Origin of the sequence: Sorangium sp. So ce375 (genome assembly GCF_051473855.1) — a bacterium.
Taxonomy (GTDB): domain Bacteria; phylum Myxococcota_A; class Polyangia; order Polyangiales; family Polyangiaceae; genus Sorangium.
The window spans coordinates 2,695,243-2,720,633 of sequence record NZ_CP150335.1; the positions used below are offsets into that span (position 1 = coordinate 2,695,243).

Here is a 25,391-nt window from a genome sequence, read left to right on the forward strand (position 1 = left end):
CTCAGGCTCCCTTCCGCGTACGGGTCGCGAGCAGCGCGTAGACCCCGATCCCGGCCGCGCAGAGGACCGTGGACTCCCCGAGCGTGTCCATCGCCCGGAAATCCACGAGGATCACGTTGACGATGTCCCGCCCGTGGGCCTCCGGGTATCCCTTCGCCACGAAGAACTCTCGCAGGATCGGCTCCGGGGAGAGCGTCGACGACATGAGGATCAACAGGGTGACCGTGCCCCCGAAGATCACGGAGACGATCGCGTCCGGGATCCACACGCGCGCGGGGGATCGGGGCACGAAGCGCGGCAGGTGGTGCAGGACGAGGACGAAGATGACGACCGTCAGCACCTCGACCATGATCTGCGTCAGCGCGAGATCGAGCGCGCTGAAGATCACGTAGACGAGCATGACGCAGAGGCCGATCGCGCCGAGCGCGGCGACGACGGCGAGGCGCGATGGCGTGCGCGTCGCCATCGCCGCGGACGCGAGGATCACGGCCGCGAGGACGAGCTCCGGGAGCTCCACCGTGAGCGAAGGGATCGTAAAAGGGAGGCTCCGGAGCAGAGGCGTCCCGACGAGCACGACCGTCGTCAGGACCGTGACGAGCAGATAGCGGCGCAAGTGCCCCGTCTGGAGCCGCCTGGTCAGCCACTCCGCGAACCGGAGGAGCCCCGCGAAGGCAGCGTCGTACACGCGCGCAGGGCCCCAGGCTCCGAGGCGCGTGGCGGCGTCGAGGAGGCGCCCTTCGCGGCCGGAGAGGACGCGGAAGAGCCCGAGGCCGGCGAGGAGGGTCGCGACGCTGAGCCCGAGCGCGGCGGTCAGGCCGTGCCACAGGTGCAATTCGAGCGGCGCGGGCCGGCCGAGGATCGCGGTCGCCGCCGCGCTCGGGAGGTCGCCGAGGAGCCGCGGCGCCAGCCCGAGGACGAGGCTCGCCGCCGCGAGCGTGGCAGGCCCGAGCCACAAGGACAGCGGCGCTTCGTGCGGGAGCGTGGGCGCCGCCGGGGAACCCCCGAAGAAGGGGCGATGGGCGACGATTAGGCTCACCACGACCAGGAGGGCGCTCGATAGGACCGCGGCCCCGGCGAGGACCGCCGTAATCGACGGCAGCGCGAGGACGGCCTCGTAGAAGAGCTCTTTCGAGAGGAAGCCGAGGAGGGGCGGCGCCCCCGCGCTCGATATCGCTGCCAGCACGGCCGCCGTCGCGGTGATCGGCATCCGCCGCGCGAGGCCCCGCAAACGGGTGACGTCGCGGGTTCCGGTCTCGTGGTCCAGGGTCCCCGCGGTCATGAAGAGCGCGCCCTTGTACAGCGAATGCGCGACCAGATAGACCACCGCCGCGGAGACGGCCGCCCGGGTCCCGATGCCGAGGAGCATCGTGAGGAGGCCGAGCACGCTCACGGTCGAATAGGCGAGGATCCGCTTGAGATCCTCCTGCGTGATCGCGAGCGCCGCGCCCGCCACCATCGTGGCGGCCCCGAAGCCCGTCACGACGAGGTACCATTCGCGCGTCCCGCCCAGCGTGGGGTGCAGGCGCGCGAGCAGATAGACGCCGGCCTTCACCATCGTGGCCGAATGCAGGTAGGCGCTGACCGGCGTGGGCGCCTCCATCGCCCGAGGGAGCCAGAAATGAAAGGGCACCTGCGCTGATTTCGTGAAAGCTCCCGCGAGGACGAGGAGCAGGATCGGCACGTAGAGGGGGCCTTCGCGGACGACGTCCCCCGAGAATCGCGAGATCTGCGTCTCTCCCGTGGCCACGACGAGGAGGACGAGGCCCGCGAGCATGGCGAGCCCGCCGCCGCCCGTCACGAGGAGCGCAGTCAAGGCGGCTTTGCGCGCCTCCGGCCGCTCGTGGTCCCACCCGATGAGGAGATACGAGCTCACGCTCGTGAGCTCCCAGCAGACGAAGAGGAAGATGACGTCGTCGGCGAGCACGAGGCCGGCCATGGATCCGGTGAACAGGAGCAGGTAGGCGTAAAACCGCCCGAGCCGCGGGTGCGAGCGCAGGTATTCGCTCGCGTACACGAAGATCAGCGCCCCGATGCCGCAGATGAGCCCGAGGAACACGAGCGAGAGCCCATCCAGCCTCACCGCGAGCTCCACGCCGAGCGACGGGATCCACGGCAGCGACGCGTGATGGGCCTCCCCCTCGGCGAAGGGCCTCGGGACGAGCTGCACCGCGAGCACGAGCACCCCGAGCGGGAGCGCCGCGAAGAGCCAGCCGGCCGGGCGTCCGAGCCTGCGATAGATGGCCGGCGCCAGCAGCGCTCCGACGAACACGCTCAGGACAGCCCACAGCATCGCAGCAGGTTCCCGTTCGATGCCGGCGAGGGCGCGAGGCTTTCGAGAATACGGCCTGCCGAGCGGGCTCGGCGCGCTGTTTACCCTCGTTCCCGCGGCGACGGCCAGTGCGACCCGGCGAGCGTGCCGTGACGAACAGCCCGCCTCGTTGCGGCCGCGCGCTCGATGGCTCTGCCGCGATGTGCGGCGGGCGCAGAGCATCGGATGCGGCATGGATGCGCAGCGCGCAAAGTCGAGGCCCACCGCCCGTCGCCAGCTCGCGGCGCTGCTCGTCGCAGCGCCGCTCCTCTGGACGAGCTGCGGCCGTCCGTCCGCTCGGGCGCCCGCCGTCGGCCGGGTGGAGCCGCGGGTCCGCGCCGTCCTGCAGGCCCACATCGTCGCCGCGCGTCCGGCGCCCCCGCGCAAGATCCCGTTGCTGCTCGTGGCCGACGTCGCGGGGATCGCGCCCGCGCCCGAGAAGGGCCTGCCGGGAGCGGCGGCGCCGCCGGCCGAGGTCGCCGTGTCGGCGGCCGTTCCGTTCGCGCCGGCCGCGCTGCGCGACGTCCGGCTCCTCCGCTTGCGCGACGACCGCGGCGCTGCGGTCCCCATCCGCGTGAAGCCGCTCGCGGTCTGGCCCCAGGACCGCTCGATCCGCAGCGCGCTCGTCGCCTTCCGCGCCGCGCCCCCGACAGGAGGGCCGGCGAGCTACATCCTCGATTACGGCGCCCCTCCGCCGGGAGGCTTGCCGCAGCGCGCCGACGCGCCGGCCACCCAGGCCGCGGAGACGGCACAGGGCGCCGTGCTCGACGAGGCGCTCCTGCCAAACCCGGACGGGCCGATCGCGGCGGTACTGCCGTCGTCATGGTACGCGGCGAGCCTCGTGTCCGGGCCGCAGGTGCCCGCCCTCGACGATCGCCGCTTTCCCGGGTTCGAGGCCGGCATCGAGGGCGCGCTCCTCCGCATGACGCCCACCTACGACGCGTACGGCGTCAGCTGCTCGGGCGCGTCCCGCACGTACTACGACGGCCCGCACGCGCTCTACCAGCGCTTCCTCCGCAACGGCGACGCCGCCCGCTACCGGCGCGCGCGCGCCGAGGCCGTCTGGTACCGGCAGCATGAGCTCAGGTTCTCGCCCGATCGCCGCCTCGCTGTCCACGTCTGCGAGCGGGAGGACTGGACGCCGGCGGCGCCCCTCTCCTGGCAAGTCCTCCGGCGCATGCTCGCCCAGGGCATGCTCGACGACTACCTGCTCACCGGCGATCCGGCGGCCAAGGAGGCGGTCCTCGCCATGGGCGAGGCCCTCCGGCAGAACCTGGCCGCGCTCACGGGCGGAAAAGAAGACGTGCTGCGCGTGACCGAGCGCAACATGGGCTGGGCCATGATGACCCTGTCGAGCTACTACGCGCTCGACCCGCGGCCGGAGCTCCTGTCGATGCTGCGCGGGCTCGCGGATCGCACGGTCGCGTGGCAGCAGCAGGGCGCGTCGGGCGCGTTCGAGCACGACCTGAGCCGCGCCGACCCGGAGGAGTGCGAGCGCGGCCCGCGCGGCGGCTCTCCGTTCATGACCGCGCTGCTCGTCGACGCGCTCATGGACTACCACGCGCTCACCGGCGACCCGCGGGTCCGCGACGTTGTCGCGCGCACGGCAGGCTGGCTCGCCGAGCGCGCGATCACCTCGGACCGGCGCGCGTTCCGGTACCTGTGGGGCTGCGAGACCGACGCGTACGACGACAGCGGGAGCGCCGACCTCAACCTGCTTATCGTGCCCGTGTTCGGCGCTGCCTACGCGCTGACGCGCGAGCCGCGGTGGATCGAGGTGGGCGACGCGCTGGCCGACGTCGGCGTCCAGGAGATGCTGGTGAGGGACCCCAAGCACTGGAACCAGGCGATGCGCGCGTTCGGGCGCTACCTTGGATACCGGGCGGCGCTCCCTTCCGCGGGGAGGGAAGGGCAGCTGTCCGCCGGGCGCTGAGGGAGGCCAGGCGCGGCCCGCACCGCCGCCGGCCCGCCGGGCGCTGCGGGAGAGCACGCGCGGCCAGGCGCGCGGCCCGCCCGCCGCCCTTCAATGCCCGTTCCTGCGCCCGGGAGCGACGACGCCGTTGCGGGCGCGCTCGCCGTTGCGGGCGTGCTCGCCGTTGACGCGCAAGCCCACCGCGCCATCGCCGGCCTGCTGCAGCGCATAGCCGATGCCGCTCTGGAGCGTCCCCTTGGTCACGACGGCGCCGAGATCGACGCCGAGATCGATGAGCGTCTGCGCCAGCTCGGCGCGGATGCCGGTGATCACCGTCCTCGACCCGAGCAGCCGCAGCGCCGCCGCCGTGCTCATGAGCGTGCTCGCGACCGCCGAGTCGAGCACCGTCACGCCGGTGACGTCGATGATGACGACCTTGGCCCGGTTCGCCTGGACGCCGCTCAGCGCCGCCTCGAGCGCCTGCTGCGCTCGCGCGGAGTCGATCGTCCCGATGAGCGGCATCACCATGATGTGATCGGTGATCGGGATGAGCGGCGTCGAGAGCTCGGCGAGCCGGGCGTTCTGCGCCTCGATGACCTCGGCCTGCAGCGTGGCGCGCGCCTCCTCGGCCCGGGCGCGCTCCGCGAGCTCCAGCTGGAGCCGCTCGTTCGCCCGGCGGAGCTCCTCCGTCTGGCGCGCGACCTCGGTCTCCAGGCGCTCGTTCGAGCGGCGGAGCTCGGACGTCATCTCCGCCAGGTGCGCGTAGAGCAGGGCGTTCTTCACCGCCACCGCCGCCTGGGAGGCCAGGAGCCCGAGCGTCTCCAGCTGCGCCGCGAGCAGCGGCTCCGGCGCCGCGTCGCCCTCGATGTAGAGCACGCCGATCAGCTCTCCCTGGCACATCATCGCCAGGCAGAGGATCGACCTCGGCCCCTTCCCCGCGAGGTACCGCGCGTCCGCGGGGCGAGCCTCGCGGCTCGTGTCCCAGACGAAGACCGATTGCCGGGCCCTCGCGACCTCCTCCACGAGCGACGCCGCGAGATCGGCGCCCGGGCCCACCGGCGTCGAGAGCCCGAGCACCACCGTGTCCGGATCGCTCGTGATCGACGCCTCGATCTCCAGCCCGGACTCGCGCGAGAGGACGAGGACGCACTTGCGCGCGCCGGCGTGCTCCAGCGTGAGCCGCATCAGCCGGTCGAGCACGTCGTCGAGGACGATCTCGCCGGTGACCGCCTGCGCAGCGCGGATGACCGTCGCCATCTGCGCCTGCGCCTGCGTGAGCCCCGCCAGCGCGCTCTCCAGCGCGACCGTGCGCTCTGCCACGCGCCTCTCCAGCTCCTGCGTGAGCCGCTGCAAGGCCGACTCCGCCGCGATCCGCTCGTCCACCTGCGCGGCGAGGCGCATCGTCAGCTTCCTCATCGTCGTGTGCACCCGGACGCGCGCGAGCAGCTCCTCGTCCAGGAACGGCTTGGCGAGGTAGTCCACGGCCCCGAGGTGCAGGCCCTTCACCCGATCCGAAGACAGGTCCGTGCTCGCCGTCATGAAGATGACGGGGATCGCGGCCGTGGCCGGGTCGCCCTTCAGCTGGCGGCACGTCTCGAATCCATCCATCCCATCCATCTTCACGTCGAGCAGGATGAGATCCGGCATCCCCTCCTTCGCGAGCCGGAGGGCGCGCGCGCCGTCCACCGCCACCGCGACCTCGAAGCCTGAGTCCGTCAGGGTATCGGACAAGAGACCGAGGTTCCTCGGGTTGTCGTCCACGATGAGTATCGTCCCGGCTTCACTGGCATCCATCGTTCTACCCTCCAGGAAGCGCGCGCTCCCGTCGCCACAATCAAGGCGCGCGCCGTCCAAGCAATGTCAATCGCGTAGGTGTGTCTTGATGAAATCTTCCACGGCTTGCATCTTGAAATCCTGCATCAGGCGGCGCAGGTACCTGCAAAACGGCGCGAGCTTCGGATCGGCGCGATCGAGCTTGTCGAGGTGCTTCTGGAGCTGGTTGACGCGCCCCCTGCGCGCGAGATCGAAGAGGAGCCGCAGATCTTCGGCGGCGGGGGCGGTCACCTGCGGCGCTGCGCCGCCGGCGGACTCGGGTGAGCTCGGGTCGCGGTGGGCGCCGGAGGGCGCCTCCTCGCCCGTCGCGCCCGGATCGCCGTGCTGCTCGTAGATCCACGAGAGCCCGAGGTGCCGCTGGATCTTGTCGAAGAGCGCCTCCATCTCCAGCGGCTTCGGGAGGAAATCGTCGGCGCCCGCGGCCAGGCTCTTGTCCTGATCGGACAGGAACACGCTCGCGGACGACGCGAAGATCTTCAACCCTGCTCGGTCTGGCACCTTGCGGAGCAGCCGCATCATCTCCCAGCCGTCGAGCTCCGGCATCGCCAGGTCCGTGATCACCAGGTCGAGCTCGCGCTCCGACGCAGCCGCGAGGCCTTCGGTGCCGTTCGTGGCCTCGGACGTCTCGAACCCGACGGACTCCAGCATCTTCACGAGCACGGCGCGGTTCTCGGGCTGGTCGTCGACCACGAGGACCCGCCGCCGCCTGCCCTCGTAGTCGACGATCGCGGCCGCGGGCCGGAGCGCCGTGGGCTGGGTTCGCCGGGAGGACTCCGCGATCGTCACGTCCATCCAGAAGGTGCTCCCCTTGCCGGGCTCGCTCCTCACCTCGATGGAGCTGCCGAGGAGCTTCATGATGCGCTGGCTGATCGCGAGCCCGAGCCCCGTCCCGTCGACGCGGCGCTTGCCGTCGCTGGCCTGCTTGAACGGCAGGAAGATCTGGTCGAGCTGATCCGGGCTGATGCCCGTCCCGGTGTCCTCGATCTCGAAGCGCACGCGGTGCGTCCTGCCCGGCGCGCTCTGGAGCGCCGCGGGGTCGGGCGCGGAGCCGAGCGGCTGGCGCGGCCCGTCGCCGAGCCGCTTGACCGTGAAGGAGACGCGGCCCTTCTCGGTGAACTTCACGGCGTTGCCGAGCAGGTTGATCAGCACCTGCCGCAGCCGCCGCTCGTCGGCGACCACGTCCGTGGGGAGCTCGGGATCGGGCGTATACACGAGCGCGATGCCCTTCTCCTCGGCGCGGATGCGGCAGATCTCGGCCGTCGATCGCAGGAACGAGGGGAGGTGGAAATCGTTCGCGTGGGCCTCCATCGCCTGCGCCTCGATCTTCGCCAGATCGAGGACGTCGTTGATCAACGTGAGCAGGTGGGCGCCGGAGCGCTGGATGACGTCGACCCCGCGCAGGTCCTGCTCGCCTAGCCCCCGCGAGCGCCGGAGGATCTGCGCGTAGCCGAGGATGCCGTTGAGCGGCGTCCTGAGCTCGTGGCTCATGTTGGCGAGGAAGTCGCTCTTCGCCTTGTTGGCGGCGTCCGCGGCGACCTTCGCCTCCTTGAGCTCGGCCGTGCGCTGCTCGACGCGCTGCTCGAGCTCCTCGAACGACCCCTGGATCTGGCGCGCCATCCGGTTGAACGCCTCCGCCAGCGTGCCCATCTCGTCGTGCGACCGCACCTCGACGGCGGTGTCGAGCTTGCCGCTCGCCAGCTGGGACGCCGCGTGGGCGAGGCGGGTGATGGGCCTCGTCAGGACCTGCGCCATCAGGACGGCGGCGGCCGTGACGATCGCGGCGATGAGCGAGGCGAGGAGCAGCGCGTCGCGCGTCGTCTTCGCCTCGATGGGCTCGAGGAACGCCGCCTCGGGCCGCACGAACGCCACGGTCCAGGGCGGCTTCTTCATGCCGTCGAAGGCGCTGACGCGCGCGAGGGCCACCGCGCTCATGGGCGTGTCCCTCGCGGCCATGTGGGCCCGGAGGAAGCGGCTCGCCGCCGAGGCCGGGTCCTTCTCGAGCTCGAACCGGCGCAGCCCCTCGTCGAACGCCTGAACCTCGGTCGACAGCTCCGCGGCCGGCTTGTCCGGAAGCCGCCGCTCCGCCTTGAGCCGGTCGATGAGGTCCGGGGCGAGCGGCACCAGCGACTTGAACACGAGCTCCGGGGAGCGGCCGTGCGCCAGGCGCACGTGGTGCTCGTCGAGGAGGATCGCGAACGCGTCCGACGCCTCCAGGAGGCGCGTCTGCGAGAGGATGATCCGCTGGACGGCGGAGAGGTTGTAAGTGCACCGGAGCACGCCGATCGTCTTCTTCTTGTTCAGCGCGTCGCGGACGGGGCTGCTGAAGACGAGCTGCGGCACCTCGCCGGCGAACACGACCGACGACGCGTAGGGCAGGCCCGTCTCCATTGCGCGGCCGAAGTAGTCCCTCTTGGATTCGTCCCTCTCCACGGGCGTCTGCACCGTGTCGAGCACGTTGTGCCCGCCCCGGTCCAGCAGCGCATAGGAGAGGATGTTGATCGTGTCCTTCCGGATGAGCCCGTGCAGCGTCCTCGACGCGAACGCGTGCGCCTCGCTGTCGCTCTTGCGAGCCTCGTCGTCGAGGCTCAGGTAGGCGGTCAGCCCGGGCAGGCGGGCCTCGACGCGCACCGCGTCCAGGTTGCTCTCGATGAAGTCCTCGACGCTGTTCGCGGCCTGCGACGCGGCCGCGGAGAGCGCCTGGTTGGCGCTCTCGGTCAGGACCATCTCGTTCGTCCGCTTGTTGAGGAGCGTGAGGATCGAGAGCGGCGCGAGCGCGACCGTCAAGAGCGCCACGATCAGCTTCATGCGGAGCGTGACGAGCGGGACCTGCTGCTGCGTTGCGCGACTCATGGCGTTCGTCGAACCTCCGTGGTGGTGCTCTCCAGGTGCTCCGCGCGCCGCTGCGATCACTCGCGCTTCGTGACAGGGGGCAGGAAGGACGAATCGAAGATGTTGTCGATGTCCGGGCGGCGCCCCAGCTGCCCGTCCTGGACGAGAAAATCTATGTGTTTGCGGACGAGCGGGGCCAGCGACGTGGGGTCGTTGTTCGGGGCGAACCTCTGTCGGACCTCCTCCAGCGAGAAGAGCTCGTAGCCGTCCGTGCTGATATCCGAGGCCGGGATCTTCAGCGCCTTCGCGATGATCTCGGTGCCTTCCTGCGGATAAGCCTTCCAGAACTCGACGGCCTGGAACCAGGCCCGGATGAAGGCGCGGACGTCGTCCGGCCGGTCGCGCAGCACCGCGCCATGGAAGATCGTGAAGTCGGCGAACAGCCCGGGCGTCTCCTTGCTCGAGAAAATCGCCTTGGCGCCGGACTTTGCCGCTTGCGTCACATAGGGCTCCCAGGTGTGTCCGGCCTGGATGGTGTTGTTCGCCAGGAACGGGGCGACGTCCGTCTCGCTCGTGTTGACGAGCGTCACGTCGTCGATGGCGAGGCCGTTCCTCTCCAGCATCTCGCTGACAAGCATCTCGCCCATGGCGCCGGTCTTGGCTGCGATCTTCTTCCCCTTGAGATCGGAGATCTTCTGGATCTCCGGCCGCGCCATGATGACGTCGGCGCCCGCCGTCTGGCCGGAGTAAAGGATGACCCGCGCGTCGGGCTCCCTCGCGAGGATGCGCACGACGACCTCCATGGTCCACGGCAAGCCGTCGACCTTGCCCGCGGTGAAATCGGAGATCATGCCGTAGAGATCCGGGTTGAAGACGAGCTCCACGTCGACGCCCTGCTGGTCGAAGAAGCCCTTCTCCTCGGCGATCGACAGCGGGAAGTACCCGAGCCAGTAGCCGTGGCTGAAGCGGAGCGGCGGGCGCGCCTGCTTGCCTCGATCGTCGCCTGCGGCCTCGGGCTGGCACGCCGAGGTGAGGAGGGACAGCGCCGTGACGGCGAGCCAGCCGAGGGTGCGTCGCACCGCCGTTGTCTTCATGATCTCTCGGGGCTCCTTCGCGAAGTCGTGGAGAAAGCGTGTCGAACGGACGGCGCCCGGCCGGCGAGCGAGGCGGAGGCTGGAGGGGGCGCGCGGCGGCGATCCGCCGGCAGTCCGCTCTCGCCTGCGCGCGGGTCGTGCGGGCAGCGCTCGCCCCGCGCGGCGACGCGATAGCGCGCGAGCACGGCCGATCGCCGCTCGCCGTGCTCGCGGCGCCGAGACGACGGCCCGACTGCGAGGCCCCCCTGCATGTTGCGCAGCCTACCATGAACCGCCTCGGCCCCGCGACGCTCTGCGACCGGAGCCCCACGATCCCGGGGCCATCTCGCGGGTCGCTGGCGCCGCCCGGCCGGGAGGACCGCCGCGCACCGCCGTGACTCCGCGGTAGGTAGCTCGGCGCAGGTGTACCGAAGGCATCGATTGCTGAAGCAATCGCATTGCGATATTGCAATGCGAGCCGGCGGCGACTACCTTTTCACCTTCACGCCTTATCGTCCGCCCATCATTCGAAATCATTGCAGGAGACCCCCACTTACCGGAGGTGACTCATGGCCCCGTACTTTGTCGTACGTGATGTGCTCTCCCGTCTTGTCGCGGCGTCGGCGCTGCTCGCGAGCCTCGCGGCCGGCCGATCCGCCGAGGCGGCGTCGTCTTTCACCCTCTTCGAGAGCGGCCATGTGCGTCCGCTCGCGCTCTCGCCTGACGGAAAGCTGCTATTCGCCGTGAACACGCCCGACAACCACCTCGAGGTGTATCGGGTCAAGGACCATGGTATCGAGCACCGCGCCTCCATCCCCGTCGGGCTCGAGCCGGTGGCCGTCGCGGCGCGGAGCGACACCGAGGTCTGGGTCGTCAACCACCTGTCCGACAGCGTGAGCGTCGTGGAGCTCTCCCAGGGCGCGCACTCGGGCCGGGTCGTGCGGACGCTGCTCGTCGGCGACGAGCCGCGCGATATCGTCTTTGCAGGTCACGGAAAGGGCCGCGCGTTCATCACGACGGCCCACCGCGGCCAGAACATCCCCTTCGACCCCCAGCTCACCACCCCTTCCGTGGGCCGGGCGGACGTCTGGGTCTTCGACGCCGATCACCTCGGCGCCACGCTCGCCGGCACGCCGCTCACCATCGTCACGCTGTTCAGCGATACCCCCCGGGCGCTGGCGGTGACGCCGGACGGCAGCAAGGTGTATGCGGCGGCCTTCCACTCCGGCAACCGCACCACCTCGCTCCACGAGGGCCTGATACCGAACGGCGGACAGGCGGAGGGGGGCGTGCCCGGGCCGGCCACAAACGCCGAGGGGATCCCGCACCCGGAGACGGGGCTCATCGTCAAGTTCAACGGCGCCCACTGGGTCGACGAGCTGAACCGCGTCTGGGACAGCTCCATCCGGCTCTCCCTGCCGGACAAGGACGTATTCGTCATCGACGCGAACGCGAGCCCGCCGGCGCAGCTGCCCGGCGCCGCGGGGTTCTACGCCGGCGTCGGCACCATCCTCTACAACATGGTCGTCAACCCGGTCAGCGGGAAGGTGTACGTGTCGAACACCGAGGCAGGGAACGAGAAGCGGTTCGAGGGGCCCGGGACGTTCGCCGGTCACACGATACGAGGCCACCTGCACGAGAGCAGGATCACCGTCCTCGGCCCGGCGGGCAGCGTCACGCCGAGGCACCTCAACAAGCACATCGATTACGACGCGTGCTGCGCCCCGGTCCCGAACGCCGAGAACCAGAAGAGCCTTGCCCTCCCGCAGCAGATGGCGATCACGAGCGACGGCAAGACGCTGTACGTGGCGACGATCGGGTCGTCCAAGATCGGGGTGTTCAGCACCGCCGCGCTGGAGAACAACACCTTCACGCCGAGCACCTCCAAGCAGATCCCGGTGCCCGGCGGCGGCCCGACGGGGCTGCTGCTCGACGAGGCGAGGCGCCGCCTCTACACGATCACGCGGTTCGACAACGCGATCTCGATCCTCAGCACGACGACCAAGGCCGAGATCGCGCACGTGCCGATGCACAACCCTGAGCCGCCGAGCGTCGTCGCCGGCCGCCGGTTCCTCTATGATGCGTCGTTCGCGTCGAGCCACGGGGACTCGTCGTGTGCGAGCTGCCATGTCTATGGCGATTTCGATAGCCTGGCCTGGGATCTCGGGAACCCGGACGGGGTGGTCACGGACATCCCGGGGCCGTTCGAGTCCCACCCGCTGGATTTCGGGATACCCGACACGCACCACCCGATGAAGGGGCCGATGACGACGCAGAGCCTCCGTGGGATGGCGAACCACGGGCCCATGCACTGGCGAGGCGATCGCTCCGGGGGCTACGATGAGGCGAGCGCGCACCCGGACAGCGGGACGTTCGACGAGGTGGCGGCGTTCATGGAGTTCCAGGCCGGGTTCACGGATCTCGTGGGGAGGGGCGAGTTCATCCCCGAGGCCGACATGCGGGCGTTCGCGGACTTCATCCTGCAGGTCACCTATCCGCCCAACCCGAACCGGGCGCTGGACAACTCGCTCACCCCGGCGCAGCAGGCCGGGCGCAGCTTCTTCTTCAACAACGTGTCCGACTTCAGCGAGGAGGGCACCTGCGTCTCGTGCCATGTGCTCGACCGCCATGCGAACGAGGAGTTCGGCGTCGCCGCGCCGGGCTTCTTCGGCGGGGATGGGCGGTACACGTTCGACCTGGAGACCGAGGCCTTCAAGTCGCCGCACTTCCGCAATCTGTACCAGAAGGTCGGCATGTTCGGGATGGCGAACAACGATCTCTTCCCGGGCAGCGACGCGTTCATGGGCGACCAGGTCCGCGGCTTCGGCTTCAACAACGAAGGGGGCGTCCCGACGCTCTTCCGCTTCGTGAGCTCGGCGACCCCGGACATGGGGTTCAACCAGTCGCCGCTCACGCCGGGCGGGTTCCCGCCGGGGCCGGAGGGCGACGTGATGCGGCGCGAGGTGGAGCAGTTCCTGCTCGCGTTCGACAGCAACCTTGCGCCGATCGTGGGGCAGCAGGTGACGCTCACGCGCAATAACGCGGCCGTGGCGGGGCCGCGGATCGATCTCATGCGCGCGCGGGCTGAAGCCGGGGAGTGCGATCTCGTTGTCAAGGGATCGAGCGACGATGGGGCGGCGGGGTTCCTCTACGTTGGCGCGGGCCTGTTCGTCCGCAACCGGCTCTGCGACGGGACGATAGGCGACGCGGCGCTGCGGCACCGGGCCTCGCGCAAGTGGGGCGAGCTGACGTATACGTGCGCGCCGCCCGGCTCGGGGGAGCGGATCGGGCTGGATCGCGACGGCGATGGCTTCCGCGACGGCGATGAAGAAGACGAGGGAAGCGACCCGGCAGATCCGTCGAGCACGCCCTGAGCGGCGCGCGCGCCCCTCGCTCGCGCGACGACCCCCATGACGGAGCGCAGCTCGCCGCTCGGCGCGACCCGGCGACGAGCCGCGCTACCCCGCCGGCCGGAGCCGGAACGCGCCGCAGTCGGGGTAGTCGATGCGCCCGGCGAAGAGCGAGCCGTCAAACGCGAGGTCGCCCTTCATGCCCACCGTGACGTAGTTGGGAGGTCGCTCGAGCCAGGCGCCGGGCGTGAACGACGCGGTGCGCGTCTCGGCGTCGTAGCGGCCGCTCATAAGGTATTTTCCAGAGGCGCCGGACTCGGCATGATGAAAGTCGAACACGGCCTTGATCCTGTCGCCCTCGACCTGGAGGATCCGGAACGTCATCTCGGTCGTGCCCTGCGGGCAGTCGTAATCGCCGATCCAGGTCCGCGTCCGCTCGAACGGGTTGTCGCCGGCGACCTCGTCCGGCACCCAGCCGTCGGTCGCCGTCGCCGCCGCTGCCGGGGGCGGATCTTGGAGGACGATGTAGACCGTCTCGGCGGAGGGCGGCGGCTCTGGCGCGCGCGGCTCCGTCAGCATCGGCGCGGGGCCGCACGCGGCCAGCAGGAGGGCCGCGCATGCGGCGCAGCGCAGGGTCGAGCGCCGTCGGGAGGCAGGGGCGTTCGCGGTACCCATGCGCGGCAGCGTACCATGGAGTGGGCAGGGTGCGGCCGGTCCTGGGCCGGCGCGTCGCCGGAGGCGCGGGCTCCGTCCGCCTTGTGACGAGCGACGCGCCGCTCTGCGCCTGTCAGGGAGATCTGTGACTCCGCCGTGAGCCTGCGCGCGGGAGCGCATGCGCGCCTCAGCGGCGGCAGCCGATGCGCTCTTTCGCGACGATCACATCGTCGTAGAGGATCGTGTGCGCGTCCGAGACGGTCATGCCGCGCTCCTCCATCTCCGCCCGTCGTCGAGCGTCGGAGTCGCGCTCGTAGTAGGCGTCGAGCATGAAGCTCTTGAAGCGAACGTCATCGCTCGAGCGGAAGTCGAAGCCGCCGAACGGCTCGGGCGGCGTGCACGCGCTGAAATCGCACCCTCCCGTGTGGAACTGGTCGCGGAGCCAGGTGCCGTCGGGGTAGCCGGGGCGGTAGTCGCCGATCGCCACGCCGTCGATCCAGAACGCGAGCGCGCCGTCGCTCTGGCCGACCGTGTTCGCGCGCGCGTGCATCTCGACGCAGAACCAGCGGTCGCGCGCGAACGGCGCTTGCCCCGGCGGCTGGAAGCCGTTTCCATAGTGGTACGTCGTGCCTTGATCACCCGCGCAGCCAGGCGTGGCGGTTCCATCGTTACAGCGGCCGGAGCGCATCTTGTACCAGTAGACATAGAAGTTGAACACGTCGTCGGTGTTCGTGTCGAAATCGAACCAGAACCCCTCGTCTCCGGGCGGCACCGTGTTCGCGAGGCCGCTGCTGTCCCAGCTCTCGGTGCCCGCCGCCATGCGCACCCAGTGGTGCGGGTTCGGGGCGAGCTCGGGGAAGCGCACGTGGAAGCGCCAGTAGATCTCGTCGACGCGCGCGTGGGTTACCCACGTGGACGACGAGATGTACGTCTCCTCCGCCAGATCGGCGGTCGTCACCGTCGAGCGGAGATAGCCCTGTCCGCCATGGGCCGTGGTCGCGTCGGCCTCGATATGAAGATAACGTGTGTCGGCGGTGGGCCCGTCCCAGCGCCCCCAGCCTTGCTCGAAGTCGTCGTGGAAGAGCACGGCCGGGTCACCGGCGATCCCCACGTCGTCCGGGTAGCGCTCGCTCAGCGTGCCGGTCGGCGGCGCCGGCGTGTCGTCGCCGCCACCGCCGTCATGGCTCGATCCGCCGCCGCCGGCCGGCTGCGGCGAGGGCGTGTCCGCCCCTGAGCCGCCGTCGCCGCCGGCGCTTTGCGTGGAGTCGCAGGCGGCGAGGATCAGCGCGATCACGAGAGGGAATTGCAGATGGTTTTTCATCCTTCCACGCTATCCGCTGCTCCGCTGTCTGCGCGAGCGCCCGATTCAGAAAAGCGGATGACCTCGTGGCGGGCGGTGTAGGTTCGCCCGAGGGCGAAGCGGGGGGCTGCTCGAGGCGCTCGCGGAGCTCCGCCACGATCAGGAGCCCTGATCCGTCGGGTCGCAGCCGAAGGTCGGGCCGCCCCTACCACCATCGGAGAAACTCCGGATCTTGCAGGACCGGTTTCGCGCTGAAAGCGCTTGACAGATCGAGGATGGCTTGGTTGACCTTCCGCCTGGAGTCGCGACCATGAAGCCAGCGCCAGCCGGGCTGCCGGACTGAACGCGACCGTCCACGCCGGCGCCGCGACAACATGCTCCGTCTTGGTGATGGGGAAGAGCAGTGATTGAAGCGAGGTGCGCCGATGCCCGTGGCCGGAACGTTCGATCGAATTCCGCTCTGGTTGCTGCTGGGGATCACGATCGTGGTCTTGGTGCTCGCCGTCGAGGGCGGCTACCGGCTGGGAGCGTACCGGCGGCGCCGCTCCGAGCAGGAGTTCGGGGCCCACGTGCTCGCCCTGGTCACGACCACGATGGGCTTGCTGGCGCTCGTCCTGGCGTTCACGTTCGGCTTCGCGGCGACCCGCTTCGAGGCCAGGAAACACGTCGTCGTCGACGAGGCCAACGCCGTGGAGACGACCTACCTGCGCGCCGGCCTGCTGCCCGGCGACCGCGGCGCGAAGGTCCGCGAGCTGCTGCGTCAATACGTGGATCTGCGCCTGGACGCGGTGAGGCTCGGCAACGTAGATCAGGCGTTGCGGCGCTCGGACGAGCTGCACCGGGAGCTGTGGAAAGAGGCCGAGGCCGCCGGACGAGACCAACCCGGCTCGCCCGTCATTGCGCTCTTCATCGAGTCGCTGAACCGCACGATCGAGCTCCACTCGACGCGCGTCAGGGTGTCCGTGCGGAGCGGTATTCCAGGGGTCCTGTGGGCGGCGCTCTTCGTTGTCGCGATCCTGAACCTCGCGGCCGTCGGTTATCACGCCGGTTTGATCGCGACGCGCCGGTCCCCCACGGTCGCGACGCTTGTCATGAGCCTCGCCGTCGTGCTGATGTTGACCGCCGACCTCGACCGGCCGCAGGAGGGGGCTCTTCAGGTGAGCCAGCAGGCGCTGATCGATCTGCGGCACAGGATGGGCGACTGACCATCGCTCGTCCGTCCGGCGGACTGGCGAGGATCCGAACGGCGCGTCCTGTCCGGCCGTGGGACGATGAGCGCCGAGGGAGGGGCGGAGGGCAGAGATGGCCACGGTAGACAGAGCATCAACGTTCGCGGGGGAGTGGGAGATGCCCCACCTCTCCGCGGAGGAGCGCTCGGCTCGCGGCAAGGCGGAGCGCGCGGAGATCCCGCGCGCCGCGCACGGGACCTGGGAGGCGCTGCCCCAGCGGCCCGATCCGATAGCGCTGCTGGAGGCGCAAGCGAAGACCCGCCTGCCCGACCTCGTGCCGATCCGCTACGGCAGGATGCTGGTCTCCCCGTTCACCTTCTATCGCGGCGCCGCCTGCGTGATGGCCGCCGATCTGGCCGCCACCACGCGATCGGGCCTGAGGGTGCAGCTCTGCGGCGACGCACACCTGTCGAACTTCGGCGTGTTCGGATCCCCCGAGCGGCGCATGGTGTTCGACATCAACGACTTCGACGAGACGCTCCCGGGGCCGTGGGACTGGGACATCAAGCGGCTGGCCGCCAGCATGGAGCTGGCCGGGCGCGACAACGGCTTCTCGAAGTCGGCGCGCTCCGACATCGTCCAGGCGACCGTCCGCGAGTACCGCGAGGCGATGCGGAGCTTCGCGACCCGCAGCAACCTCGATGTCTGGTATGCCAGCCTCGACGTGCAGCAGATCGTTGACCGGTTCCGCTCGCAGGTGGGCCGCAATCGTCTGAACGTCACCGAGCGCAACGTCGCGAAGGCCCGGACGAAGGACAGCATTCACGCCTACGGGAAGCTGACCCGCGAGGTCGGGGGACGGCCGCGGATCATCAGCGATCCTCCCCTGATCGTCCCGATGGATGAGTTCGTGAAGGGCGTGGCCCGCGAGCAGCTCGAGCAGCAGGTGCGCGAGATGCTGCGCGGCTACCGCCGCACCCTCCAGGCCGATCGGCGGCACGCGCTGGAGGGGTACAACTTCGCGGACATGGCCCACAAGGTCGTCGGGGTCGGGAGCGTCGGTCTGCGCGCCTGGATCCTCCTGCTCCTCGGCCGCGACGACAAGGACCCGCTCTTCCTGCAAGCGAAGGAGGCGCAGGCGTCGGTCCTCGAGCCGTTCCTCGGCAAGAGCGAGCACCACAACGGCGGCGAGCGCGTGGTCGCGGGCCAGCGGCTGATGCAGGCCGCGAGCGACATCTTCCTCGGCTGGACGCGCGTGAAGGGCGTCGACGGGATCGATCGCGACTTCTACGTGCGCCAGCTGCGCGACTGGAAGTTCTCGGTGGACATCGCCGCGCTGGATCAGGTCGTGTTGACGATGTACGGCAGCCTCTGCGGTTGGACCCTCGCGCGCGCGCACGCGCGCTCGGGCGATCGGATCGCGATCGCGTCCTACCTCGGGAAGGCGGACACCTTCGACAAGGCGATCGCGGCGTTCGCGATCGCCTACGCCGATCAGACGGAGCGCGACCACCAGGCGCTGGCGGCCGCGGTGAAGAGCGGGCGCATCCAGGCCGGGGGCGAATGAGCCGAGAGGTCGTGCATCCAGCGAGAAGCGCGACGTAGAACCGTGGACCCATGGAACCGCGTCATGTCATGAATTGCCGCCGGGCACGTTGAGCCGCGCCGAGATATGCTCTCTGCGCGCTCGTCAGCGGCCTTCGCTTGGTCAGCGCGTGGGGGATCAGCGTGTAGGTGTTCCCTCCTCCCCAGAAGCTTTCGCGCGAGCCCGCCGTATATCAGCCCAGCGGGACGGGGGAATCCAGAATGCTCATAGCGCTCCTTTGCCTCCATCTCGAGTCGTCACACCGCGCCGCCCGACCCCCGATCACGTCCCTTGATTGCCCGCCGCCGCCCTCCGGATCCGGAGCTCGCGCGGAGGGCAGCCGAACCAGCGCCGGAACGCGTGGCTGAACGCGGTCGTGTCCGAGAAGCCGAGCCGGAGCGCCGTCTCGGTCACGCTGCTCCTCGCCAAGAGGTCGGCGGCGTGGTCGCGGCGCACCTCCTCGACGAGCTTCCGGAAGCTCGTCCGCTCGACCTGCAGGCGCCGGCGCAGCGTCCGCTCCGTCGTGCCGAGGGAGCGAGCCACATCGCCCAGCGCCGGGATCTCGCCGTCCGCGCTCGAGAGCGCGCGGGCGAGCTGGTGCCGCACGCCGTCCACGATCGACGGCGGCGCGAGCTGCTCGCAGAGGGCGCTCGCGCTCCGGCAGAGGTACTCCCATAACCTCTGGTTCGCGCCCGCAGGCGCCATGTCGAGGAGCTCGCGGCGGAAGACCAGGCCGTCCCAGGGCGCGTCGAACCGCACGGGGCAACGGAAGAACTCCAGGTGCGCAGTCCGGCGCGGCGGCGCCGCATGGCGGAAGCTCACCTCCAGCGGCGTGAGGTCGTCGCCCGCCATCTGCCGCAAGCAGCCGAGGCTCTGCGCCAGCGCGGTCTCGTTGGAGAGGCGGTGTCCGAGCGTGAGCGGCCGCAAGCGATGCCACCGCAGCTGGACGCGCTTCGCGGTCTCGATCGTCTCCCATCGGCCCGAGTCGGTCAGGAGCGCGCTGTAGCGCGCCGCGGTGTCGAGCGCGTGGCCGACGGAGGGCGCGGTCATCATCGCGAAGCCGAGGACGTGCAGGTCCTCCAGCGTCGCCCGCTGCGCGACGCGGATCGGCAGCGACGGGTCGTCCAGCGTTTGGCCCAGATAGGTCCAGAGATCGAGCAGCCGGTCGATCTCGATGCGCCGCTCGGGATCGGAGGCGAGCGACGGCAGGCGCGCGGCGCGCTCCATCGCGCCCAGCCGCACGCCGTCGCGGAGCCCGAGGTCGACGACCAGCCTGGCCACGGACGTCATGACGGTGGGCAGCGGGCGGTGCATGCGCGCTTGATCATATCATGCACGATCCGCACCGGCTGTCGCACGCCGGTGTTCGCCGCGCCGCGAGATCGTGGGGGCGAGCGCGATCTGACACCCCGATCAGGGCGCCGCGACGGCGGGCGTCAGGGGCTTGTGAACCCGAGCTGCCCGTGGCCGACGAGGAGGGTCGCGCTGTTCGGAGGCAGCGAGGCAGCGTTCGTGGTGCGCGCCCATCCTTCGCGCATCAGCGCCGTCCGGATGCGCGAGATCGGAGAGACCAGGTGTGCCTCGTGGAGCAGCTTCATCGCCTCTGCCGGTACGGTCAGCGTGCCATCGCCACCCACCGCGACGCACTGGATCTCGACCTGCTTGCGCGCGGGCGGGGGCATCGCGAACGGCGACGCGCCCTCGACGTCGCCATCGGTGCTGGTGAGGCGCACGATCGTGGCCTGCGCTGACCCGCAGTTGCCGCCTGGGCCGCCGCAGCCGAGCGTCAATGAGCTGCCGTCGAGCGGCAGCGCGACGAGGGCGGCCGCCGACGCGGTGTCGGGGGTGAACGCTTCGCCGGCCACGATCGGCGCGCTGTCGGGGAAGTCGAAGGCCATCTCGCCGCCGGGCGAGACGCCCACGACGACCTCGTCGCCGCGCTCGATCGGGTCGATGGGGTTGTTCGGAACGGGCCCTGCCCCGGCGAGGACGGTGTACTCCGCGGCGAAGGCTTCCTCCGTCGCGCCCTGGTTGACAACGACCGCCGTCGTGCTCGACTCCACGGCGACGATGGGGAACGCGCCCTGGTTCTTCGCGTTCGCCGCGCCGGTGACGCGCAGGTAACGGCCGATGTCGGCCGCGGAGAACGTCGCGCCTTCGATCGTATAGACAGCGGTCCCCGGCTGCCCCGGAGCGACGCTCGCCTGTCCGGCCCCTGTCGACGTCGGGCACACATAACCCGCGCCAGCGAAGCGGCACGCGATGGGCCCGCCGTCGAGGCCGTCAATCGTGATCACGCCTTGATCCGTGAGGACCGGCGGCGGGCTGTCCTCCGTGTCGTAGACCCACGCCTTGCACCCTTCGACTTGCCCGGGCATCTCCTCGTAGGCAGGCGGCCTGGACGAGGTGAACAGGATCTGCACCGTGAGGCCGTGACCCGCCTGGGGCGCGCCTTGAATCGATACATCCTGGATTGAGATGATCCCGTTGTGCGTCGCGACAGGGCCGCAACGGTCCGAGCCGCCCTCGCCGGAGCTCGAGGAGCCGCCCTCGCCAGAGCCTGTCGAGCCGCCATTGCCGGAGCTCGACGAGCCGCCATTGCCGGAGCTCGACGAGCCGCCGTCGCCGGAGGCCGACGAGCCGCCGTGCCCTGCGCTCGTCGAGCCGCCGCCGGCACCATCACCATCCGACATAGGGCAGCACCCGGCGATCGCGAGGGTGGTTGCGAGCGCGAGGGCCATTGAGCCCTTCCTTGAATTTGGCGAGAGTTCCATTCGACCGATCATGGCTTGGGCCTCCACGCGTCCGGCGAGGCGCGACGCGCGCCTCTGCGGCTGGACATGACGCAGAGGTAGCGATCGGGCTCAGGGGCCGCTTGGTCGCGCCGGCCAGGGAGTTGGTCGAATCGGCCAGCCGATCGCCTCGCGGTTCGCTCCGCGGCGACACGTCGACCCACACACATCGTTGCGACACAGCGACGAGCGTGGAACGCAAGGAATGTGTGATTTGCCCCACATGTCGTTCCTGAGATCGCGCCCCCTGCGTGTCCCGCTTCCAGGCCGAGCCAGCGCGAGCCGCTTGACGATCGGCGTTCTGCGGCTATCTTGAGCCCCGCTGCTGCGGTGTGCGCCTCCCTCGTGCGCACACCGGGTCCACATCGGGGGAGAGTGAGCCGCGGCCCCTTCGCGTGATCGCGTCGGCCGCGTGCGTCTTCGTGGATTGGACAGCAGCATGGTTGGCAAATTGCACCTTGATGCGGTGGTGCGTCGCCTGGATGGCGCGACGGCCCGCATCGACAATCGTTTCGGGATCCCGATCACCCTCGTGGCGCGGGAGGATGTCGTCGTCGAGGCCGACGGCATCGAGGAGCTCCTCCAGTTCGCCTCGCTTGAAGGCACGCTCCGCGATCTTCACGCGTGGGAGAAGGCCGGCAGGATTGCCCCGTTCTGGGGCGGTACGGCCGGCGAGATTCGGTCCATCGTGCTCACGCCCGACTTTCACAAGGGCGCGGGCATCCCCGTGGGCACCGTCGTGGATGCGCGCGGGTTCGTGGTGCCGCAGGCCGTCGGCAACGATGTCTGTTGCGGCATGCGCCTGCTCGCGACGGACGTGGACCGGGACGAGCTGGCGCCGCACATCGGCGCCTTGAAGCAGCGGCTCCGCGCGATCTTCTTCCAGGGGCAGCGCGATATCCCCATGTCGCCGCGCCAACGCGCGGCCATGCTCCGTGACGGCCTGTCGGGACTGCAGGAGACGGCCGCGGACAACGCCCGCACCGGCCTGTGGGCCCACTACGATCCTCGCGCGGAGCGCGATGATCTCGAGCGCGTACACTTCCACGGCGGGCTGCACGCGCGTGGGACGTTCGCGTTCGACGCGTACATCCAGGCCTCGGGTCGAATGGACGGGCGCGACATCCAGATCGGCACGGTCGGCGGCGGCAACCATTTCGTGGAGATCCAGGCCGTCGACGAGCTCGTCGACGGCGCGACGGCGCGCTCGTTCGGGCTGACGAAGAACGCTGTCACCATCATGGCGCATGCGGGCTCCGTCGGGCTCGGACACGCGGTCGGTGGCTATTTCAACGAGCGCGCCCGCGCGCTGTACCCCGCGGGGGTGCCCCATCCGGCGCACGGCTTCTATGTGCTGCCGGCGGTGGGCCCCCACGCCCACGAGGCCTCCGTGTACCTCGATGCGATGCGGAACGCGGCGAATTTCGCGTTCGCGAACCGCCTCTTCCTGGGCCTCATGGTGGTGCGCGCGATGCGGGAGGTCCTTGGCCGCGAGGTCGCGAGCACGCTCGTGTACGATGCGCCGCACAACCTCATCTGGGAGCCCGACGGGGCCGAGCCGCGCTACCTGCACCGCAAGGGCGCGACGCCGGCCGGGGGACCGGATGGCGAGGGCGGAGCGTTCTCGTACACCGGTGACCCGGTGATCATCCCCGGCTCGATGGGCGACTCGAGCTGGGTGCTCGCGGGCGCAGGGCACGCGGCGCTGCTCGCGAGCGCGTGCCACGGCGCGGGCCGCAGCCTCACGCGCGGCCGCTCCGCGCACGCGGACGAGGACCTCTACCGGCGCGCGGTCGAGAAGCTGCATGTCGTGACGCCGCTCGACCCCGACGCGCCCCACGTGCGGCGGCGGCGCGACATCCTCGCGAAGTACCACCAGCGGATGAAGGAGGAGGCGCCCTATGCCTACAAACCCATCACGCCGGTCGTACGCTCGGTCGAGGAGGCAGGGATCGCGCGGCGCGTGGCGCGACTGTGGCCGCTCGTCACGGTCAAGGGATAGGAGCACGACCCGGACGAGCGCTCCTCCCGCGAGCGGGTGCCTGAGCTGCACGGGCTCCTGGTTCCACCCACCAGGCGGATCGCGCGGACGATTCTGCTCGTGAGCAAGGCGGGGGCGCGCGACGGCAAGCGGCGTGATCGCCTCCGAGCCGAGGTGCCCCAAGTCGAGGAGCTCATGCGCCTCTGGCTTGCCGACGGGCGCAACGTCGGGTCGCTGGTGGCGCGTACGACCAAGCTGCTCGACCTCTACGGCGCCCGCGTGCTCGCGGCCGCGGTCGAACAACTGCTCAAGAAGGGCAGCCACGACTACGGCGCGCTGGCCATCTTGTGCGAACAGAGCCTCGCGCGCCCGCGCCCTGTGCTGCCGATCGAGCTCGGGCCCCACGTCATCCACCGTGACGTCATCCCCCACGATCTCGGAGGCTACGATGACGACGGAGAATGACCCCGCCGAGGCGCTCCGCGCCCTCGGATTTCGCGCCTCCGCGGAAGCCATCCGCGCGCTCATCACGCGCGCGACGACCGCAAGCCTGTCTCGCGGCAACCCGGGTGTCCACGGCGTGGGCAGCCACGATGGCGCCCGGGCCCTGGCAGCAGCGTGTCGGCCCAGGTCCGGAAGGCGCCGCGGTCCGCGACGGGGACGCCGAGCAGCTCGGCGATGACGATCACCGGCAGCGGATGGGCCACGCTCCGACCAGGTCGAAGCGCTCGGCGTCGGCAGTCGGGATGGAGGCCGGCATGCGCGAGACGTTCGATCGCCTCGCCGAGATCCTCCCCGCGCTGGCTTCCGGTTGATGCGCTACGCCGAGCGCCTCATGAGGCCCCGCACGCTGGTGTGCGGAGGCGCGGCAATGCTTCCAGCTACCACTCTGCGAGCACGCCGGCGCTGACGACGTTGGCGTCCTGCGTCTCACCGCGATGCCAGGAGTGCTTCAGATTCATGCCGTCGATCGAGAACACCACAGGGGTCATATGGTAGGCGATCTTGCCGCCGATGCCGCGCACCTCCTTGATCACGCTGATCTTGACCGGGTTCGATGCGGCCTTGTCCCAATCCGTCTCCGTCACGTTGGTGGAGCCATAGGAGACTGCGACCTCGAAATCACCCGCGCGGTAGTTCGCGGCTGCCAGGTAGCCGTAGTGCGTGCGCAGCTCGCCGATGCTGTCGATGGCCGTGTTGCCGAGCGCCCACGCGGTGCCGAGGCCCTGGCCGAGCCAACCCGTGGCGCCGATGCCGAAGCCGACGTAGCGACCCCAAGCGCCGACGCCGACGCCCCACACGTTGCGCACCGCGTCCGCCGGAATGCCGGGATCCTGCGTGGCGGGGTCGGACGGTGACGCCGTGGTGCGGCCGACCATCTGCGTCAAGCCGTTGACCCACGCGTTGACCTCGTCCTTTACGACGGGCTTGTCGTCCAACACCTTGCGAAAGGTGAGCTCGCCCTCGAAGCGCGGCGCGACGGTGCGATTCCAGGAGCTGTCGATCATGGCCGGGTCGAGCGCCGCCAACGAGAGCTGCACGCCGGCGAGCTCCGGCGTGGCGTAGCCGAGCTGCGCGTGACGCGACGGAAACATCGAGCCCACGCCGGTGTAGCCGCAGGTGGCCGCCCCTGACGAGTCCACGTTGCACGGATGACCCACGCCGTGCTGGTGGATCAGAGCCCAGTTCATCCTCATGCCGCCGCGATTGAACAAGCCGAGGCGGCGGCCGCCCCACGCTGCGCCCCAGCTGCCGGACAGGTCCACATACTGCTCGCGGAAGTCCACCGAGGCCGCATCGTTGAACTGGCGCACGTTGTTGGTCTGGGCGTTCTGAATGCCGGCCCACAACGCCAGCTTGATGGTGAGCTTCACGTCCGGCAAAACTTGCTTGTAGACGTTGAACGCCAGGATCGTGCTGGCGAAGCCGCCACGGATGCGGAACGTATTCAGATCCGTGTCGGTGACGGTGTTGCCGACGGCGCCAGCGGGCGTCGGGTTGCCGCGGATGGCGATCTGCGGTCCTACCAAGATGTACCGATCGGTCGAGGCAGGGTCATCGGGGTCGACCTTGTTGCCCAGGTTGTCCGCGTTGATCGTCTCACCACCGATCCAGTTGAGGTAGGCGTCGACGCGGCCGTTGGTCGAGACCTCCCAGTCGTCCACCTTCTCCTTCTTGAGCAGGAAGATCTCGGCTCGCGCCGGCGACGAGGACAGCAGCGCGGCCAGGGCGCCCGCGCAGACCACGAGGGCTCGCACGACTCTCTTTGAACGAAGCACGTTTGCCGACCTCCTCTGCCTGGATCTCGAAGGCCGGCCTGGACAGCAAGCCGGCGACACACGCAGCGATCGGAACGAATAGTCCAAGAAAAAAATATTTGAAATAAAAATTCTAACAATTCTACCGCACGGTGCTCGGAGCGACGGCGATGCGCTCGGCCAGCTCCCGGAGGCTCCCCTCGCCGTCGGCGTGAGCCTCGACGATTCGCTGGTGCAGGTCGCGGCCATAGGCGGGGCGAGCGCATCAAGGCGTGCAAACATGCAGCATCACTGCAGTCTGACCCGCGTGATCTGCAACAAAGATCAGTAGTATTGTCGGATAGTTA

General features: G+C 70.0%; 16 protein-coding genes. 7 read left to right on the forward strand and 9 right to left on the reverse strand.

Annotated features, from left to right (window positions below):
* Position 1 precedes the first annotated feature (1 nt).
* Positions 2-2,290: a putative monovalent cation/H+ antiporter subunit A gene (locus tag WME90_RS10300; RefSeq protein WP_437280914.1), complete on the reverse strand. Its 2,289-nt coding sequence runs from the start codon at positions 2,288-2,290 to the stop codon at positions 2-4.
* Between the two features lie 211 nt (positions 2,291-2,501).
* On the opposite strand from WME90_RS10300, the gene WME90_RS10305 reads away from it, so the two are divergent.
* Positions 2,502-4,241: a hypothetical protein gene (locus WME90_RS10305; protein WP_437280915.1), complete on the forward strand. Its 1,740-nt coding sequence runs from the start codon at positions 2,502-2,504 to the stop codon at positions 4,239-4,241.
* A gap of 90 nt (positions 4,242-4,331) precedes the next feature.
* Here the strand turns inward: WME90_RS10305 and WME90_RS10310 are convergent, their stop codons facing one another.
* From WME90_RS10310 to WME90_RS10320, 3 genes are all read right to left on the reverse strand, one after another.
* On the reverse strand, positions 4,332-6,014 hold the full coding sequence (locus tag WME90_RS10310) for a response regulator (RefSeq protein ID WP_437280916.1): 1,683 nt from the start codon (positions 6,012-6,014) through the stop codon (positions 4,332-4,334).
* Between the two features lie 66 nt (positions 6,015-6,080).
* A complete protein-coding gene (locus WME90_RS10315; RefSeq protein ID WP_437280917.1) occupies positions 6,081-8,903 on the reverse strand; it encodes an ATP-binding protein in 2,823 nt (940 codons plus the stop codon).
* Between the two features lie 56 nt (positions 8,904-8,959).
* Positions 8,960-9,976: an ABC transporter substrate-binding protein gene (locus tag WME90_RS10320; RefSeq protein ID WP_437280918.1), complete on the reverse strand. Its 1,017-nt coding sequence runs from the start codon at positions 9,974-9,976 to the stop codon at positions 8,960-8,962.
* Between the two features lie 548 nt (positions 9,977-10,524).
* Between WME90_RS10320 and WME90_RS10325 the strand changes: the two genes are divergently transcribed.
* Entirely contained in the window at positions 10,525-13,329 is a 2,805-nt protein-coding gene (locus tag WME90_RS10325) for a hypothetical protein (protein WP_437280919.1), read from the forward strand.
* A gap of 84 nt (positions 13,330-13,413) precedes the next feature.
* On the opposite strand, the gene WME90_RS10330 is transcribed toward WME90_RS10325, so the two are convergent.
* Together WME90_RS10330 and WME90_RS10335 are read right to left on the reverse strand one after the other, a co-directional pair.
* Positions 13,414-13,980 (reverse strand): hypothetical protein, encoded by a 567-nt coding sequence (locus tag WME90_RS10330; RefSeq protein ID WP_437280920.1) that lies wholly within the window; start codon positions 13,978-13,980, stop codon positions 13,414-13,416.
* 166 nt (positions 13,981-14,146) lie between these two features.
* The gene (locus tag WME90_RS10335; RefSeq protein WP_437280921.1) at positions 14,147-15,280 is read right to left on the reverse strand and encodes a hypothetical protein; all 1,134 of its coding nucleotides are present in this window, start codon (positions 15,278-15,280) and stop codon (positions 14,147-14,149) included.
* A 404-nt stretch (positions 15,281-15,684) separates the two neighbouring features.
* Here WME90_RS10335 and WME90_RS10340 point away from each other — a divergent pair, with 404 nt between their 5' ends.
* Positions 15,685-16,464 (forward strand): hypothetical protein, encoded by a 780-nt coding sequence (locus tag WME90_RS10340; protein WP_437280922.1) that lies wholly within the window; start codon positions 15,685-15,687, stop codon positions 16,462-16,464.
* Positions 16,465-16,561: 97 nt separating this feature from the next.
* A complete protein-coding gene (locus WME90_RS10345; protein ID WP_437280923.1) occupies positions 16,562-17,995 on the forward strand; it encodes a DUF2252 domain-containing protein in 1,434 nt (477 codons plus the stop codon).
* Between the two features lie 300 nt (positions 17,996-18,295).
* Here the strand turns inward: WME90_RS10345 and WME90_RS10350 are convergent, their stop codons facing one another.
* Complete coding sequence (locus tag WME90_RS10350) at positions 18,296-19,327, reverse strand: AraC family transcriptional regulator (protein WP_437280924.1); 1,032 nt, start codon at positions 19,325-19,327, stop codon at positions 18,296-18,298.
* A 122-nt stretch (positions 19,328-19,449) separates the two neighbouring features.
* On the reverse strand, positions 19,450-20,754 hold the full coding sequence (locus tag WME90_RS10355) for a hypothetical protein (RefSeq protein ID WP_437280925.1): 1,305 nt from the start codon (positions 20,752-20,754) through the stop codon (positions 19,450-19,452).
* 490 nt (positions 20,755-21,244) lie between these two features.
* Between WME90_RS10355 and WME90_RS10360 the strand changes: the two genes are divergently transcribed.
* The 3 genes from WME90_RS10360 (at position 21,245) to WME90_RS10370 (ending at position 23,601) form a co-directional block, all read left to right on the forward strand.
* The gene (locus WME90_RS10360) at positions 21,245-22,807 is read left to right on the forward strand and encodes an RtcB family protein (protein WP_437280926.1); all 1,563 of its coding nucleotides are present in this window, start codon (positions 21,245-21,247) and stop codon (positions 22,805-22,807) included.
* Between the two features lie 99 nt (positions 22,808-22,906).
* The gene (locus WME90_RS10365) at positions 22,907-23,251 is read left to right on the forward strand and encodes a hypothetical protein (RefSeq protein ID WP_437280927.1); all 345 of its coding nucleotides are present in this window, start codon (positions 22,907-22,909) and stop codon (positions 23,249-23,251) included.
* Positions 23,252-23,379: 128 nt separating this feature from the next.
* Positions 23,380-23,601 carry a hypothetical protein gene (locus WME90_RS10370; protein ID WP_437280928.1) on the forward strand — a complete coding sequence of 74 codons (222 nt, stop codon included), beginning with the start codon at positions 23,380-23,382 and terminating at the stop codon, positions 23,599-23,601.
* A 66-nt stretch (positions 23,602-23,667) separates the two neighbouring features.
* Here WME90_RS10370 and WME90_RS10375 read toward each other — a convergent pair whose 3' ends face one another.
* A complete protein-coding gene (locus WME90_RS10375) occupies positions 23,668-25,044 on the reverse strand; it encodes a porin (RefSeq protein ID WP_437280929.1) in 1,377 nt (458 codons plus the stop codon).
* Positions 25,045-25,391 lie beyond the last annotated feature (347 nt).